This is a genomic window from Phaeobacter sp. A36a-5a, assembly GCF_037911135.1.
Taxonomy (GTDB): Bacteria; Pseudomonadota; Alphaproteobacteria; order Rhodobacterales; family Rhodobacteraceae; genus Phaeobacter; species Phaeobacter bryozoorum.
Window position 1 is genome coordinate 565,340 of sequence record NZ_JBBLYU010000002.1, and the last position, 16,407, is coordinate 581,746.

The 16,407-nt window shown below is 63.3% G+C and carries 11 protein-coding genes; 8 read left to right on the forward strand and 3 right to left on the reverse strand.

All coding sequences use genetic code 11. From position 1 onward, the window contains the following. Positions 1–23 precede the first annotated feature (23 nt). Positions 24–1,421 (reverse strand): aminotransferase family protein, encoded by a 1,398-nt coding sequence (locus WLQ66_RS13390; RefSeq protein ID WP_340546830.1) that lies wholly within the window; start codon positions 1,419–1,421, stop codon positions 24–26. 241 nt (positions 1,422–1,662) lie between these two features. On the opposite strand from WLQ66_RS13390, the gene WLQ66_RS13395 reads away from it, so the two are divergent. From WLQ66_RS13395 to WLQ66_RS13430, 8 genes are all read left to right on the forward strand, one after another. Beyond that, positions 1,663–2,469 (forward strand): 3-keto-5-aminohexanoate cleavage protein, encoded by an 807-nt coding sequence (locus tag WLQ66_RS13395; RefSeq protein WP_340546831.1) that lies wholly within the window; start codon positions 1,663–1,665, stop codon positions 2,467–2,469. Beyond that, on the forward strand, positions 2,466–3,809 hold the full coding sequence (locus WLQ66_RS13400) for an aspartate aminotransferase family protein (RefSeq protein ID WP_340546832.1): 1,344 nt from the start codon (positions 2,466–2,468) through the stop codon (positions 3,807–3,809). Before WLQ66_RS13395 ends, WLQ66_RS13400 begins: the two co-directional genes overlap by 4 nt. Positions 3,810–4,000: 191 nt before the next feature. Next, complete coding sequence (locus tag WLQ66_RS13405) at positions 4,001–5,470, forward strand: aminotransferase class V-fold PLP-dependent enzyme (RefSeq protein WP_340546833.1); 1,470 nt, start codon at positions 4,001–4,003, stop codon at positions 5,468–5,470. Continuing rightward, entirely contained in the window at positions 5,470–6,249 is a 780-nt protein-coding gene (locus WLQ66_RS13410; RefSeq protein WP_340546834.1) for a class II glutamine amidotransferase, read from the forward strand. The genes WLQ66_RS13405 and WLQ66_RS13410 overlap by 1 nt, the downstream gene beginning before the upstream one ends. A 248-nt stretch (positions 6,250–6,497) precedes the next feature. Continuing rightward, positions 6,498–7,250 (forward strand): 5-oxoprolinase subunit B family protein, encoded by a 753-nt coding sequence (locus WLQ66_RS13415; protein WP_340546835.1) that lies wholly within the window; start codon positions 6,498–6,500, stop codon positions 7,248–7,250. Next, entirely contained in the window at positions 7,247–8,302 is a 1,056-nt protein-coding gene (locus WLQ66_RS13420; RefSeq protein ID WP_340546836.1) for a 5-oxoprolinase subunit C family protein, read from the forward strand. The genes WLQ66_RS13415 and WLQ66_RS13420 overlap by 4 nt, the downstream gene beginning before the upstream one ends. Beyond that, positions 8,299–9,072 carry a LamB/YcsF family protein gene (locus WLQ66_RS13425; RefSeq protein WP_340546837.1) on the forward strand — a complete coding sequence of 258 codons (774 nt, stop codon included), beginning with the start codon at positions 8,299–8,301 and terminating at the stop codon, positions 9,070–9,072. Before WLQ66_RS13420 ends, WLQ66_RS13425 begins: the two co-directional genes overlap by 4 nt. Before the next feature lie 149 nt (positions 9,073–9,221). Continuing rightward, entirely contained in the window at positions 9,222–12,437 is a 3,216-nt protein-coding gene (locus WLQ66_RS13430) for a 2Fe-2S iron-sulfur cluster-binding protein (RefSeq protein ID WP_340546838.1), read from the forward strand. Between the two features lie 86 nt (positions 12,438–12,523). On the opposite strand, the gene WLQ66_RS13435 is transcribed toward WLQ66_RS13430, so the two are convergent. Both WLQ66_RS13435 and WLQ66_RS13440 read right to left on the reverse strand, forming a co-directional pair. Beyond that, on the reverse strand, positions 12,524–15,100 hold the full coding sequence (locus WLQ66_RS13435; RefSeq protein ID WP_340546839.1) for an HWE histidine kinase domain-containing protein: 2,577 nt from the start codon (positions 15,098–15,100) through the stop codon (positions 12,524–12,526). Between the two features lie 81 nt (positions 15,101–15,181). Next, positions 15,182–15,721, reverse strand: coding sequence for a heme oxygenase-like domain-containing protein (locus WLQ66_RS13440; RefSeq protein ID WP_340546840.1), 540 nt, complete (start codon positions 15,719–15,721; stop codon positions 15,182–15,184). Positions 15,722–16,407: the final 686 nt, after the last annotated feature.

A 16,407-nucleotide genomic window follows, 5' to 3' on the forward strand; every position in this document is an offset into this window, starting at 1 on the left:
TTATCAGGCCTGATGGGGGGTGATCAGCCAAACACCTTGGTCAGGGCCACATCCACCGCGTCGGTGATCTTGTCCACGTCTTCCGGCGTGACGATCAGCGCGGGGCTGAAGCACAGGGTGTTGTTCTTGCCCGGAATGGAGCGGTTGGTCACACCGATGATGACGTTCTGATTGCCACATTCAGCCACAACCGCCTGCGCCAGTTTCTCGTCCACCGGTTCCTTGGTCTCGCGGTCAGCGACCAGTTCGGCGCCGAGGAACAGACCCTTGCCGCGGACATCGCCGATGACCTGATGTTTCTCCATCAGCGCCTCGAGGTTGGCCTTCATCCGCGCGCCCATGGCGGTGCAATTGTCGAGCAGGTTCTCGTCCTCGATGATCTGCATATTGACCAGCGCGGCCGCAGGGCCGGCGGTGCAGCCGCCAAAGGTGGAGATATCGCGGAAGTAGTTCATCGGATCACTGGCGTCATCCTTGAACATGTTGAAGACCTCCTCGGTGGTGACAAGGCAGGCAATCGCGGCATAGCCGGAGGCCACACCTTTGGCCATGGTCACGAAATCAGGCTGGATGCCGTAGTGCTGATAGCCGAACCAGGTGCCGGTGCGGCCAACGCCACAGACCACTTCGTCGATGTGCAAGAGGATGTCGTACTGTTTGCAGATCTCCTGCACGCGCGGCCAGTAGCCTTCGGGCGCCTCAATGACGCCGCCGCCTGCGGTCACCGGTTCAAGGCAGAGCGCGCCGACGGTGTCGGGGCCTTCGCGCAGGATGACCTCTTCGATCAGGTTGGCGGCGGCAATGCCGAACTCCTTGCCGGAGAGATGCTCCAGACCGAGCTCGTGCTTGCGGTACTCCATGCAGTGGGGAACCTTCACGAAATCGGGCGCGAAGGGGCCGTATTGCATATTGCGCTCTTCCTGACCGCCTGCGGACATCGTCGCGAGGGTCGAGCCGTGGTAGTCGCGGTCGCGGTAGAGGATCTTGGTTTTCTTGCCGCCGTATTTCTTGTGCGCGATCTGGCGCACCATCTTGAAGGCTTTCTCATTCGCCTCGGAGCCGGAGTTGTTGTAATAAACCCGGCTCATCCCCGGCATTTTCGAGATCAGCTTCTCGGCGAACAGTGCACCGGGGATGGACCCTGCCGACTGGGCAAAATAGCAGAGTTTCATCAGCTGATCGTAGACCGCCTTGGCGATCTCCTCGCGGCCATAGCCGACGTTGACGGTCCAGACACCGCCAGAGACGGCATCGAGCCATTCCTTGCCGTTCTGGTCCCAGACCCGCATACCCTTGCCCTCGACGATGATGCGGGGGTCGTTTTCCTCAAACGGTTTGTGCTGGATCAGGTGATGCCAGACGTTGGCCTTGTCGGCGGCGATGACCCGGCTCAGGTCGTTTTCATTGAACGTGCCATCCATGACATGCCCTTTCCAAGTTGTTCGAAAATGCGATCCGCCACCGGTCGGCTGGCCAGACTCGCCCTGTCACTACGAAACGCTATAATTACGTTTTGCTCTAGGTCCAGTTGTCGGCGCAATTTAGCTCCAGACGCGGAGCTGGCGGATGAGTTCTGTAAAAAACATATGTTCTGGAATTGCCGGATTGAGAACGTGTGTTGTTATGCGCCAGATCGGTGCAGGACACAGGCGGAGCGACGCGTTGACGACATATCATCTGATGGTGGCCCCCAATGGGGCACGGCGGCAGCAGGCGGATCATGCAGCGCTGCCACTGCGTACGGCGGAGATTGCCGCGACGGCGGCGGCCTGTCAGCGCGCCGGGGCGGATGCGCTGCATCTGCATGTGCGCGACCGGGACGGGGGGCATTCGCTGGATGCCGCGCGCTACCGGGAGGCGATGGCGGCGGTGGCCGAGGCCGCGCCGGGCATGGCGATCCAGATTACCACCGAGAGTGCCGGGATTTTTGACGTGGCCGATCAGCTGGCCTGTCTGGAGACGCTGCGCCCGGCGGCGGCCTCGATCTCGGTGCGGGAGCTGGCACGCGATGCGGATCTGGCGGCGCGGGCCTATGCGATCTGCGCCGAGGCCGGGACACAGGTGCAGCATATCCTATACGGTGCCGACTGCATTGCGGAGTTGCGCCGGGCCTATGAGCGCGGGGATGTTCCGGCGCAAATGCGGTCCGCGATCTTTGTGCTTGGCCAATACGCGCCGCCGCGTCTGGCCCATCCGTCGGAGCTGCGTCCGTTTCTGGCGGCAACTGCGGATCTGGATCTGGACTGGGGACTCTGCGCTTTTGGCCATAGGGAACATGATTGCCTGCTGGCGGGGCTTGAGGCCGGGGGGCGGCTGCGGATCGGGTTTGAAAACAATACCCAGGCTGCGGACGGTTCGGAGTATTCTGACAACGCGGCCTCTGTCGCGGCTTTTGTCGAACGTGCCGGTGCGGCGGGGCATCTGCCTTGTGCGCGCTCTGTTTTCAATGATCAAGGAGCTCAGCCATGAGCCATGTTTTTCCGCGCCACACCAAGGCCAATCTGCCCACTGCCGTTGGGGGCGATGGCTGTTATCTGATTGATGCCAATGGCAAACGCTATTTCGATGGCTCCGGCGGCGCGGCGGTGTCCTGTCTGGGGCATTCCGATGCCGAGGTGATTTCAGCCGTGCAGGCGCAGGTGGGCCAGCTGGCCTTTGCCCATACCGGGTTCATGACCTCGGAACCGGCCGAGGCGCTGGCGGATCTGTTGATTTCACAGGCGCCGGGGGATCTGGACCGGGTCTATTTCGTCTCTGGCGGATCCGAGGCGACCGAGGCCGCGATCAAGCTGGCGCGGCAGTATCATCTGGAGCGCGGCGACAGCGCGCGGCGTCACGTGATCGCGCGCAGGCAGAGCTATCACGGCAACACGCTGGGGGCGCTGGCGGCGGGCGGCAATGAATGGCGACGCCAGCAGTTTGCGCCGCTGCTGATTGATATTTCGCATATCGCGCCCTGCTATGAATATGTCGATCGGGGCGACGGCGAGCGCAGCTATGACTATGGCCAGCGTGTCGCCAATGAGCTGGAGGCGGAGATCCTGCGGCTTGGGCCCGAGACGGTCATGGCCTTCATGGCGGAGCCTGTGGTGGGGGCGACATCCGGCGCGGTGCCTGCGGTTGAGGGCTATTTCAAGCGTATCCGCGAAATCTGCGACCAATATGGCGTGTTGCTCATTCTGGATGAGGTGATGTGCGGGATGGGGCGCACTGGGCATCTGTTTGCCTGCGAGGCGGATGGTGTCGCGCCCGATATCCTCTGTATCGCCAAGGGGCTGGGCGCTGGCTATCAGCCGATTGGCGCGATGCTGTGCAGCCGCCGGATCTATGACGCCATTGAGGGCGGCAGCGGGTTTTTCCAGCACGGCCACACCTATATCGGGCACCCGGTGGCAACGGCGGCGGGGCTGGCAGTGGTGCGGGCGCTGCTGGATCGCGGGCTGGTGCAGCGCAGCGCCGAGATGGGCGAGACATTGCATGGCGCATTGGTCGAGGCCTTTGGCCAGCATCCTCATGTTGGCGATCTGCGCGGGCGCGGGTTGTTCCGCGGGATCGAGCTGGTGGCCGACCGGGAGAGCAAGACGCCCTTTGATCCCGGCCTCGGTCTTGCGGGCAAGCTGAAGAAGGCCGCGTTCGAGGCCGGGCTGATCTGCTATCCGATGGCGGGCACGCGGGATGGGCGCAACGGCGATCATATCCTGCTCGCGCCGCCCTTCATCCTGACGCAGGATCAGATCGGCGAGATCACTGTCAAGCTGAAGATTGCGCTGGCGCAGGTTCTGCCTGCTTCGGGCTCTGGAACCGGGTGAGATCGCGGGCGACTCGGGCGTTTGGCGATCACGTTGGTGGGCCGTAGCCGGATTGTGCAGGTTTTGATCGGCGGACTGGCAGGTTTTGAGATCATTCCGTGAAAAGAATGATGTGCTCACGCAGTATATGAGTGATGTTTCTTCATATCTTCTTGGTAGTATCTCTGCATAACTCCAAGAGGACCGATCAAATGACCACAGATATCGCCCCTGCCAACCTTCTTGATCGCTTTCGCGCATCACTTGCCGGGGCGGATTGTCTGGAGCGCCTGCGTGCGGGTGTCATTGGTGAAGGGGCCGAGCTGCCGGGGCCAAATGGGCCGGTCAAGATGATCTACGCCGATTATGTCGCCTCTGGCCGCGCCCTGCGGCAGGTTGAGGACTTCGTTCTGGCGGAGGTGCTGCCGTTTTATGCCAACAGTCACACCGAGGCGTCTTATTGCGGCAGCTTCATGACCCGGCTGCGTGGCGCGGCACGGCAGACGATTGCGCGGATCTGCGGCGCCGATGATCGCTTTGCCACGGTGTTTACCGGATCGGGTGCAACGGCGGGTCTGAACCGGCTGGTGCATCTGCTGGGGGTGTCCGGCGCGGTGGCGGCGGGGCAGCGGCCGCTGGTGATCCTTGGCCCTTATGAGCATCACTCAAACATCCTGCCCTGGCGCGAAAGCGGCGCCGAGGTGGTGGAGATTGCCGAAGCGGCCGAGGGTGGGCCGGACATGGCGGAGCTGGAGGCGGTCTTGCAGGGGGCGGCAGGCGGCGACCGCCTGATCGTGGGGGCGTTTTCAGCGGCCTCCAACGTGACGGGGATTGTCACCGACACCGATGCGGTCAGCCGGTTGCTGCGCCGGTACGGCGCGCGGGTGGTCTGGGATTATGCGGGCGGTGGCCCCTATCTGCCGATGGATATGGCGGCGGGCACCGATGCCGAGAAGGATGCGATTGTATTTTCCGCCCATAAATTCCTGGGCGGGCCGGGGGCATCCGGCGTGATGATCCTGCGCAAGGCGGCAGTGGCCAGCACACGCCCGACGCTGCCCGGTGGCGGCACGGTGAAATTCGTCTCGCCCTGGCAGCATGACTACGCCGAGGATCTTGCCGCCCGAGAAGAGGCCGGCACGCCCAATGTGGTGGGCGATATCCGCGTCGCGCTCTGCCTGCTGGTCAAGGAGGCGATGGGTCAGGCGTTTATGGACCGGCGGCAGGAAGAGCTGCGCCAGCGGGCGCTGGCGGCCTGGCAGGGTCTGCCCAATCTGCAAATCCTTGGCAATCCGAACGCCAAGCAGAAGCTGCCGATCTTTTCGTTTCAGGTGCAGGACCCCGAGACCGGCGCGCCGATCCACCAGCAGCTGTTCACCCGGATGCTGTCGGATCACTATGGCGTTCAGGCCCGCGGCGGCTGCGCCTGTGCCGGACCTTACGCGCATCGGCTGCTGAACATCGGGCAGGTGCAGTCCCGCGCCATGCGGGCGGCCATTCTGGGTGGCAAGGAGATCGAGAAGCCGGGTTGGACGCGGCTCAACTTCTCCGCCACGCTGAGCGATGAGAAAGCCGATGCGATCATCCATGCGGTGCGGGACCTGGCGCAGGATCCGCAACGGTTCTGCGAGGGCTATAACGTCGATGTCTCTACCGCGCGCTTTGCGCCGAAGGTGGCATAATGTGCCGTCTGCTCGCCTGGAACGGGGCCCCGCGCTATCTTGAGGATCTGGTCTTCGTACCGGAACATTCGCTGGTGCATCAGTGCCGTAACGCGCTGATCTGCAAGACGCCGATCAATGCTGATGGGTTTGGTATGGCCTGGTATTCGGACCGGCCCGAACCCTGTCTGTACAAGGATACCCATCCGGCCTGGTCCGATCCAAATCTGGCGCAGATTTCGCGCCACACCAAGACCGGGCTGTTTCTGGCGCATGTGCGCGCCTCGACCGGGACGGCGACCTCGCGCAACAACTGCCATCCGTTTGCCAGTGGCAAATGGAGCTTCATGCACAATGGTCAGGCCGGCGGGCATATGATGTTCCGCAAGCGGCTGGACACGATGATCCCGGATGCTTTCTACGATCACCGTCTGGGCGGCACCGAGAGTGAGGCGATTTTCCTGATCGCGCTTGGGCTTGGCCTTGATGAGGATCCGATTGGCGCGGTGGCGGCGGCGGTACAGCAGGTCGAAGCGGTGTCGCGCGATCATGGCACCACGCCGCATATGCGGTTTGGCGCCTGCTGGTCCGATGGCACCCGGCTTTTTGCGGCGCGCTATGCCTCTGATCAATACGCACCGAGCCTCTATTACCGGATCTACGATGAGGGGGTGATTGTCACCTCCGAGCCGCTGGACAGCGACACCCGGAACTGGATCGAGGTGCAGCCGAACCGTGCGCTGGTCGTCGAAGGGGGGCGGGTTGTCGAGCTGCCGTTCACGGCGGCGCTGGCGGCGTAGCCATCCGGGCGGGTCAGAGCGGGGGCTCTGACGGGTCTCAGATCTTGCCTGTAGCTGAGCCTTTGACCGGGCTATTGACTGGCCCCTAAACTGGGCCTCTGCCCGCCCTCCGATATATCAGGGGGATCGCGGGAAGAGGCCGGTTGACTATCCCTACGATGCAGCGCAACCCTGTGGCGAAAATGGACGGGGATAGCTGAGCCGCCCGGCAGGGGTGGTCCGGCGCCCGGACCTGTGTCGGAGGAACCATGTCGCGTGAGGGATCACCCACCTACCCGTTGATCCGAAATGTCGGGCTGTCCGGTATGCTGGTCAGCTTTGGCGATCAGCTGGATGAGGCCACCAATCGCGCCACGCTGGCCTTTCGCGGTGCGGTCGACGATCTGGCGCTGAGCGGTGTGGTGGAAACCGCGACATCGCTGGCCTCGGTCTTTGTGCGGTTTGACCCGGCAGAGCTGCCGCATGAGCGTTTGCACGCGGCACTGGCGGATCTGTTGCAGACACGGGACTGGCGCGAAGCGCCCTTGCCGCAGGGGCGGCGGTTCTGGCGGGTGCCCACGGTCTATGGGACCGAGCTTGCGCCGCAGCTGGCCGAGGCGGCGGATCTGGCGGGCCTGAGCGAACAGGCGGCAATTGACGAGCTGGGCGCGGCGCGGGTCAGGGTGCTGACCATCGGATTTGCCCCCGGGCAGCCCTATCTGGGCACTTTGGGCGAACACTGGGACATCCCGCGCCAGAGCGAAGTCACCCCTCAGGTGCCGGTCGGGGCGCTGGTGCTTGCGATCCGCCAGTTCGTCCTGTTTTCGACCGCGTCACCGACCGGCTGGCGCCATGTCGGGCAGACTGGCCTGACGCTGTTTCAACCCGAAGCCGCCGATCCATTTGCGCTGCGCGCGGGGGATGAGTTGCAGTTTGAACCGGTCGGAACGGCCGAGTTCCTGCGTCTGCGCGAGACCGGTGCGCCGCAGGGCGGGGCCATTGTCAGCGAGGTTTCGGCATGAGAGCGCTGCGGGTTCTGCGGATCGGTCCCTCCTGCACGGTGCAGGACGGCGGACGGGTTGGCTATATCGGGCAGGGGCTGTCGCAGGGCGGCGCGGCGGATCGGCTGGCGCTCGCCGAGGGCGCGGCGCTGCTGCGGCAGGATGCCGGGTTGGCGGCGCTGGAGATGGCCGGCATGGGCGGGCTGTTCGAGGCAACCGAACCCATGCGGATTGCTCTGACCGGCGCCGAGATGCAGGCTACGCTGGATGGTGCGCCGCTGGTCTGGAACGGCTCGCACAGAATTGAACCGGGGCAGCGGCTGGAAATTGGCGCGGCCCGGCGCGGCGTCTATGGCTATCTGCATCTGGGCGGCGGATTGGCCACACCACAGCGGCTGGGCGGACGGTCGACGCATCTGGTGGCAGCCCTTGGCGCGCCGCTGGCCGAGGGCGATATCCTGCCGGTTGGCGAGGAGACGACGCCGGCGGCGCGGCGGGTGACCGGGCTTTGCCTTGATGTGGCGGATCGGTTCTCCGGCGGCGAGCTGCGGCTGGTCGAGAGTTTCCAGTCCGATCTTTTTGACCCGGCGGTGCGTCGGCGCTTTGCCGAGACGCCGTTCACGCCGGGGCGGCGCGCCAGCCGCATGGCGCTGCAACTGATGTCCGAGGGCGAGGGATTTGCCGCAGCGGGGCAGCTGAACGTGCTGTCGGAGATCATCGTGCCGGGCGATGTGCAGATGACCGGCGATGGCCGCCCGTTCCTGCTGCTGCGCGAGGCGCAGACCACCGGCGGCTATCCCCGGATCGGTACGGTTCTGCCCTGCGATCTGTCGCGGGCGGTTCAGGCGGCGGCTGGGGCTGTGCTGCGGTTTCGCTGGGTGTCGCTGGCCGAAGGGCTGGTGCAGCAGGCGGCGCATGACGCGGCGCTGGCGCGGCTTCCCTCTGCCTGCCGACCGTTGCTACGCGATCCGGCTGATATGGCTGACCTTCTGTCCTATCAGTTGATTGGTGGCGTGGTTTCCGCCGCAGCGGATCCTTTTGAACCCCGAGATGAGCCTGGAGCCGAGACATGAGCAAAACCGTCGATCTGAACGCCGATATGGGCGAAAGCTTTGGACCTTGGACGATGGGCGATGATGCAGCCCTGCTTGACGTGGTCTCCTCGGCCAATATTGCCTGCGGGTTTCATGCGGGCGACGCGGATGTGATGGCCGCGACCATGGCGCTGGCGCGGGATCATGGCGTCGGGATCGGCGCGCATCCCGGTTTCGATGATCTTCAGGGGTTTGGCCGCCGCAAGATGCAGGTGCCGCAGGATACGCTGGCCAATCTGATCCGCTATCAACTGGCGGCGGCGCAGGGCATGGCGCGGGCAGCGGGCACCGAGGTGCGCCATCTGAAGCTGCATGGCGCCCTGTCGAATATGGCCTGCGTCGATCACGGCATGGCGCGGACCTGCTATGAGGCGGCGCTGGATCTGGACCCGGATCTGATCATCATGGTGCTGGCCGCCACCGCCATGGAGGAGGTGGTGCGCGAGCTGGGCTGCAACTGGTGCGGTGAGATCTTTGCCGACCGGGCCTATAATGACGATGGCACGCTGGTGGACCGGTCGCTGCCCGGCGCGGTGATCCATGACCCGGAGATTGCGGGACCGCGGATCCTGAAGATGGTCGAGGAAGGCGCGATCATCACGGAGAGTGGCGCCCGCATTCCCACGGCCATCGACACCATCTGCCTGCATGGCGACACGCCCACGGCGGTGCAGCTGGCCCGTTCGGTGCGCCAGTCGCTCTCTGATGGTGGAATCGCTATCCGTGCCTTTGAGGGCCGACGCGGTTAGGCAGGGTGATGTGAAATTGGATGTGAATAATTTTGATGTATATCAGGATTTTATGTCGCTGATTATATAAATTGGATGTTGGAGCCTATTCCAATCGCCGATTTCTGGAGTAAACCTGTGGCAGCCCATCCCTGTATCAGGTCCCTGCCATGCCTCTTCGTCTGTTCTCGACCCGCTCACGCCCCATAAATCTGGGCCCTTTTCCGATGGAGCGGTTGCAGCCCGGGGTGATGCCGGATCTGACGGCGGTGCCGCCATTTCAACGGCTGAGTTTTGCCCGGCCCGATATGCCTGCCTCTATCGTCAATGCGATGGGCGAATATCAGGCGATGATGGATGCGATCCGCGACGGGCTGGTCAACAAGGCGCAGGCTGACTGCCCGGGCGATCCGCAGGAGCGGGCCGATCATATCAAGGCCTTTGGCTATTTCAGCGATGCGGCGATGGTGGGGATCGGGCCGATGCCTGCCTCTGCCCGGCTGCACGTGCCTTATCGCAACCCCGATATCGACCGTCTGGCCCACGACCTGAAGACCCGCCAGACCAAGACGCTGGCCTCTGGCATCGACATGATCATGGCGGATCTGCGCGATGCGATGGAGGCGCCGCCGACCACTATCGGCGATCACACCCATTCGATTGTGTTCCTGTACGACATGCCGCGCGACCCGCGCCCGGAGGAGGTGGGCTGCGACTGGCTGGAGGGGGCCGAGCGGCACCGCGCCTGTCTGCGGGCCTCGGAGACGGCGGTGGTGCTGGCGAATTACATCCGTCTGCTGGGCTGGGATGCCAAGGCGCATACCGGTACGTCGGCGGATGTGGATCTCAATCAGCTGACCGTTGCGGCGGGGCTTGCGACGGTTGAGGATGGCAAGCTGGTGAACCCCTATCTGGGGACGCGGTTTGGCGTTGCGGTTGTGACCACCGATTTCGACATGGCGCAGGACAAGCCGCTGTTGCCGCAGGATCTGCAACCGGTGATGCAGGTGAAGGGGCCGAAATGGTGGCTGGGGATCGGGTCCGAACGCTCAGCGCTGAATGGCGACCCCTTTGCCCGCCGCGATTTCCGCGATGGCCCGCATCCGTTTGAAACGCTGAAGCGGGTGGAGGATCCCACCACCTATATTGACGAGGCGCGGGTGGCGCGGGTGCCCAAACGCGCCGACATGTTTGCCCGCAGCCAGTTCGGCGATATGGGCAAGACCAATCAGCAGGCCGCAACTGGCGGGTTCTATGTGCGCAAGGCGGCGCCTTCGATGGCGCAGCGGCGGATGCTGGGGGCCTTTGTGCTGTTGCAGGATGGTGCGCCGGCCACGCAGGCACCGCGCCCCACGGATGCGGAGCGCAATGCGGCCAACATCAAGGCGGCGAGCTATTGGCTGGGGATTGATGCGGTGGGGATCAGCCGCTGCCCGGAGTGGACCTGGTACAGCCATGACGCCACCGGCGCAGAGATCCACCCGGAGCATGATCAGGCGATTTCAATGATTGTCGATCAGGGCTTTGACACCACCGAGGGCACCTCGGGGGACGACTGGATTGCAGTGGCGCAGTCCATGCGGGCCTATCTGCGGTTTTCGTTGCTGGGCGGTGTGATTGCGCGCCAGATCCGCAACCTTGGCTACAAGGCGAAGGCCCATACGGTGATGGATGGCGAGGTATTGCAACCGCCGCTGCTGCTGTTGTCGGGACTGGGGGAGGTGAGCCGGATTGGTGAGGTGATCCTGAATCCCTTCCTTGGGCCGCGTCTGAAATCCGGTGTGGTCACCACCGATATGCCGATGGCGCATGACAAGCCGATCGATTTTGGCCTGCAGGCGTTTTGCGAGGCCTGCAACAAATGTGCGCGCGAATGCCCGTCGGGCGCCATCACCGCGGGGCCGAAGCTGATGTTCAATGGCTATGAAATCTGGAAGTCGGACAGTCAGAAATGCACCACCTACCGGATCACCACGCCCGGCGGGGCGATGTGCGGGCGGTGTATGAAAACCTGCCCCTGGAATCTGGAGGGGATATTCAAGGAAAAACCCTTCCGCTGGGCGGCGATGAATATGCCAGCGGCGGCGCCTGCGCTGGCGCGGCTGGATGACATGGTCGGCAATGGCGAGATGAACCCGGCCAAGAAATGGTGGTGGGATCTGGAGCTGGAAGAGGACGGCGGCTATCGCCCGACGCGCCACCCGGTCAATGCGCGCGCGCTGCAAAAGGATCTGGATCTGCGCTATGAGGATCAGACGCTGGCGGTTTACCCCGCGCATCTGGCGCCGCATCCCTGGCCCTATCCGTTTCCTATGGACCGGGAGGCGGGGATCGAGGCCTATCAGGCGATGATCACCGCCGAGGAATACAAGGAACGGCGCGCCCGCGGCGAGACCGGCGATTGGGATCACATCTATACAAATGACAGCGACAGCCCGGTTCTGCGGGTGGAGGTGTCGAATGTCGATGTGATGAGCGATGGCGTCACCAAGTACGAGTTCCAGAGCCTCGACGGCAGCCCCTTGCCCGAATGGACGGCGGGGGCGCATCTGGACATCGTGGTGGCACCGGAGTTCCTGCGCCAGTATTCCATGTCCGGTGACCCGGCGGATCGGTCGAAATATCAGATCGGGGTGTTGCGCGAGGATGTGGGGCGAGGGGGATCGAAGCTGCTCCACCGGATTTTCACTAAGGGACGGCGGGTCTTTATCTCCAAACCGATCAACCATTTCCCACTGGTGGAGGAGGCCAGCCGCAGTTTCCTGATGGGGGGCGGAATTGGTGTCACGCCGATGATTGCGATGGCGCATCGTCTGCATGCGTTGGGACAGCCGTTTGAGCTGCATTACTCCGTCCCCTCGCGCAAGGATGCAGGCTATCTCGACGATCTTGCAGCGATGCGCTGGGCGGACAATGTGCGGGTGCATGTCTCGGATGAGGGTAGCCGCGCCGATCTGGACCAGCTGCTGGCAGGGTATCAGGACGGCTGGCATGTCTACACCTGCGGGCCGGATCGCTACATGAGTGGGGTGATGGAGGCAGCAGAGCGTCAGGGCTTCCCTGAGGAGGCGCGCCATCTTGAGTATTTCTCGGTGCCGGAGGTGCCGGAGTATGAAAACCACGACTTCACGCTGAAGCTGGCGCGCTCGGGGCGTGAGGTGTTGGTGCCTGCGGAGAAAACTGCCACCGATGTGCTGGCGGAGAACGGCATTCATATTGATGTGAAATGTTCCGACGGCATCTGTGGTGTTTGCAAATGCGGGCTGGTTTCAGGCGAGGTGGAACACCGCGATTTCGTGCTGTCCAAGGCGCAGCGCAAGGGCGCGGTGATCCTGTGCCAGTCACGGGCCGCAGAAAAGGGCGGCGTGATCGAGGTGGATCTCTGAGCGCTGCGCGGAGGCGTCAGCCGGCCGCAAATAAAACGGGCCGCGCGTGACGTCGCGCGGCCCGTATCGCGCTGGTAGGTCGCGGTTTAGCTGTCCCTTGCGGCCTTCATCTCGCCTGCGCGGATCAGGGCTGTGGCCAGCGCGCTTTCGGAGATCGGTTTTTGCACAATCGGGCAGGGCGGGTAGATATCGACGATATCCTGCACCTCGCCATAGCCGGTGGTCAGCACAAAGGGGATGCCCTGCCGGGCCAGCTCCTCGGCCACCGGCACCGATTGTTCGGAGCCGAGATTGACGTCCAGCACCGCATATTCAAAGCCGCCCTCCGCCAGTGCGTCCAGCGCCTTGCCGACGGAGGAGGCGCTGGCGACCTCGAAGAAACCCATATCTTCGAGCATTGCGGTAAGATCCATGGCGATGATGAAACTGTCCTCAACCACCAGCGCCTTGCCCTGAAGCTGCGCGGCCTGTTGGGCCGGATCCACCATGATGGTGGTCTTGGCGACAGTTGTCTCATCGACGATCTTGTGCAGGTAGAGGGTGGGAATGCGGAACGATGCCTCAAGACCTGTGGTCTTGTACTGGATCTTGGCATCGCCCTTCAGCTCATGCGGGATGGAATTCTCCACGATCGAGGAGCCAAATCCGCGCCGCGAGGGAGGGGCAACCGGTGGCCCGCCCCGTTCGACCCAGTCGATCAGAAGCGCGCCGCTGTCTTCTTCCTTCAGGGTGATGATGACCCGGCCCACCCCGTTGCTGAGCGCGCCGTGCTTGACGGAGTTTGTGGTCAGCTCATGCAGGACAAGCGCCAGCGTGGTGAACGCCGTCGGCGAGATCAGCGCGTCAGGACCGTTGATCACCACCTCACCAGGACGCCCGGTGCTATAGGCCTCCAGTTCACAGGTTATAAGGGCGCGCAGAGAGGCGGGCTCCCATTGTTCGCTGGTCAACTGGTCATGGGCGCGTGCCAGAGAATGGATGCGGCCATCAAGATTGTCGGTAAATTCGGTCAGCGTGAGCGCCGTTCCCTTGGTCTGGGTGACCAGCCCGCGCATCAGGTTGAGGATATTGCGGACCCGGTGGTTGAGTTCGGAGATCAGCAATTGCTGCTGTTCCTCGGCCCGCGCCCGTTCGGCATTGGCGGCCTCGGTCACCTTGAGGAAGATTTCCAGCAGCACGGTGCGCAGCAGATTGGCACTGTGAAGGGCTTCCTCTGTCCAGGGGACACTGCGCCATTCCACGGTTTCCTGCCAGGCCTCAAAGCTCTTGCGCGGGGTAAGGCGCACGCCATTGGGGCCGACCTCCATCGGTTTGGTCGGATCCCCCGCCCATTCCACGGTCTGCGAGATCTTGCGCCGACACAGGATCAGATAGTCGCGCGGGCGTTTGGAGATCGGGATCGCCAGAATGCCTGCGCAGCGGTCGATGTAGTCGCGTGCGGGTTCGTGAAGGCTCTCCAGCTGGTTGGTGGAAAAGGCGGTTGTGCCGATGGTCAGATCCAGCATCCGCGCCAGCGACCGGGTTTCCTCGGCGGTCGGGGTGAGGCCGGTGGCCTGGAAGTCGCCATCTGAGTAGAGCACCAGCCCGTCATGCGGGATCACGTCCTGAATATCCTCGGACACCGATATCAGGCTGTCCTTGAACGGGCGGCCATCCGCCAGCATCGCCATCAGCTGCGTTTGCAGCCGGTTCATGTTCTTTTCTTCGCGGCTGCGCTGCTTGGTCTCGAACTGGCTCAGCTCATAGGAGAAGACATGGGCAAACATCTCGATCGCCGTGCGGCGCTCATAATCAATGTAGCGTGGGCGATTGTGGTGGCAGGCAAACAGCCCCCAAAGCTCGCCATCCTTCATGATCGACACCGACATCGAGGCGCGCACGCCCATGTTGCGCAGATATTCCAGATGGATCGGCGACACGGCGCGCGTCACCGCCAGCGACAGGTCCAGCGGGGCGCCGTCGATCTTGAAGGCGGGGGTGATCGGTGATCCGGCATCATCCACATCCGCAATCAGCCGCAGCAACGAGCGTTTGTAGAGCGCGCGTGCCTGAACCGGGATATCGGAGGCGGGAAAGAACATGTTTTCGTATTTCTTGGTCCGGTCGCTGCGCACCTCGGCAATGACCTGGCCGGACTGATCGGGCTGGAACTGATAGACCATCACGCTGTCGAAACCGGAAAGCGCCTGCAGGCCCCGTGCCGCCCCCTGCGCCAGTCGGGCGATGCCCTCATCGCGGCGCAGCTGCGAGAAATGCGGATAGATCTCCGACATCACATCGCGCTCGCTGCGGTCGAACTTCGGTTCGAACTCCACCACCAGATGGCGCCCGCTCTGATGGATACTGATATCAAAGGCCTGAACGCCGGTCTTCAGCGGGATGTTGAAAAAGCGCAGGCTGCTGTCCGGGGCTTCCAAGGCGCCCAGATTGCGGCGAATGCGGCCGAAGGCCGCCTCGGTGATCAGCCCTGCCAGCGATTGGCCGATGGCCTCCTCAGCCGCGATGCCCAGGATTTCCTGCAGGTTCTCCGAAGCATGCTGCACGATCCAATCGGTCGATAAGGCGATCAGCCCGCCATAGGATTGCACCCGGCCCAGTTGATGAATGGGTTCGCGATCGCAGTTGGTCAGGGTCGTGGTGGAAACGGTTTGTTCCAAAGCCATTATACAGGCCCTTTTTATTGGGATGTTATCAATATCATGCGCGCTGTCCGATCCGCGCAGTCTTCTCAGCAGTCTTATATATCAAGCGGGTAATTCAATCGGCGTGGTGCCGAACGGTGTAAGCCGGGCGGCGGTCTGGAAAAGGTCAAACCCCTTGCGGGTATCCGCCACGATCCGATGCGCCAGCGCGCCATCGGGGGGGAGGTGATCCAGATCATCGCATGTTGCCCGCCATGGCGCCAGATGGTCGCGCGGTCTGAAATAGTCAGGCAGCTCCCCCGGTCCTGCGGCATCGCTCAGGCGGCGGCGCAGCACCTCATTGCCCATGCGCGAGCCAAGCACCAGATAGTCGACGGCTGTGGGGTGCAGCTCTGGCGTATCCGCTGCAATGACGGCCGGCTGTCTCCCGATGGCGGCGCAATCCGCGCGCAGGGCGTCGATCAGCGCTGCCAGCAGCGGGCTGGCGCGACCGGTCTGGCCGCCGCTGGTCCGCGATAGCGCGCAGAGCGCAGTATGCTGACAGCTGAGAAACCAGGCGAGATGGGGCAGGGGGCTTTCGTGAAACGGGGCAAAGGCCCGCTCTGCCGCGTCATGTTCCACACGGGTGATCCGGCGCAGCATGTGGCGGAAACCGTCATTCGTCGCACGCGCTCCGTCTTGGCCGGGGGCAGGTGCCGGGGGGGCTGCTGACGCACGGCTCTCCGCCGCTCGCTGCGCGGACTGGGATAGGGGAAGGTCTCTCATCGTCTCTTGTCGTGGTTCCGCGATTGCGCTGTTGATTCCGTGGCAGCCCAGGCATCAGCGGGCCCGGGCTGGTCGTGCCTTCCATCGCAGTCGGCGGGCGATGAGGAGGACATTGACCAGTGTTCTGACCGATGCCGCCCCGCCCCGGCTGCGGCTCCACCAAAGCCTATGATGGTGCGACGACACAAGCCATAGTCTTTATAGTGACCTCGCGGCGCGGGTCGATTTTGCGAGCCGGGGGCCGCGGCGTGGACTTTTTACGCTGAGAGTCCCGCGCTCGGGGCGCGTGACGCGCTGAGACACCGAGTCGGATGAGCGCGAGTCGGCAGGCGTTTAGTGGTCCCGGGCGTGCGTACCTCTATATATAGATTTGAGCAGGGGGATCTTTGGTGATCGCGCCTGCGGTTGCGGGCCGAATGGATCACGGAAGCTGGGTTAATCTGTCGAATATGGATGTGTAACAGTATGATATTGCTTGATAATATGACTTTTTGCCGGAAACTTCATGAAAATGTCAAAAAACCGCTTGCGGCCATGCTTAACTGGCCTTAGAACCCCCTTCA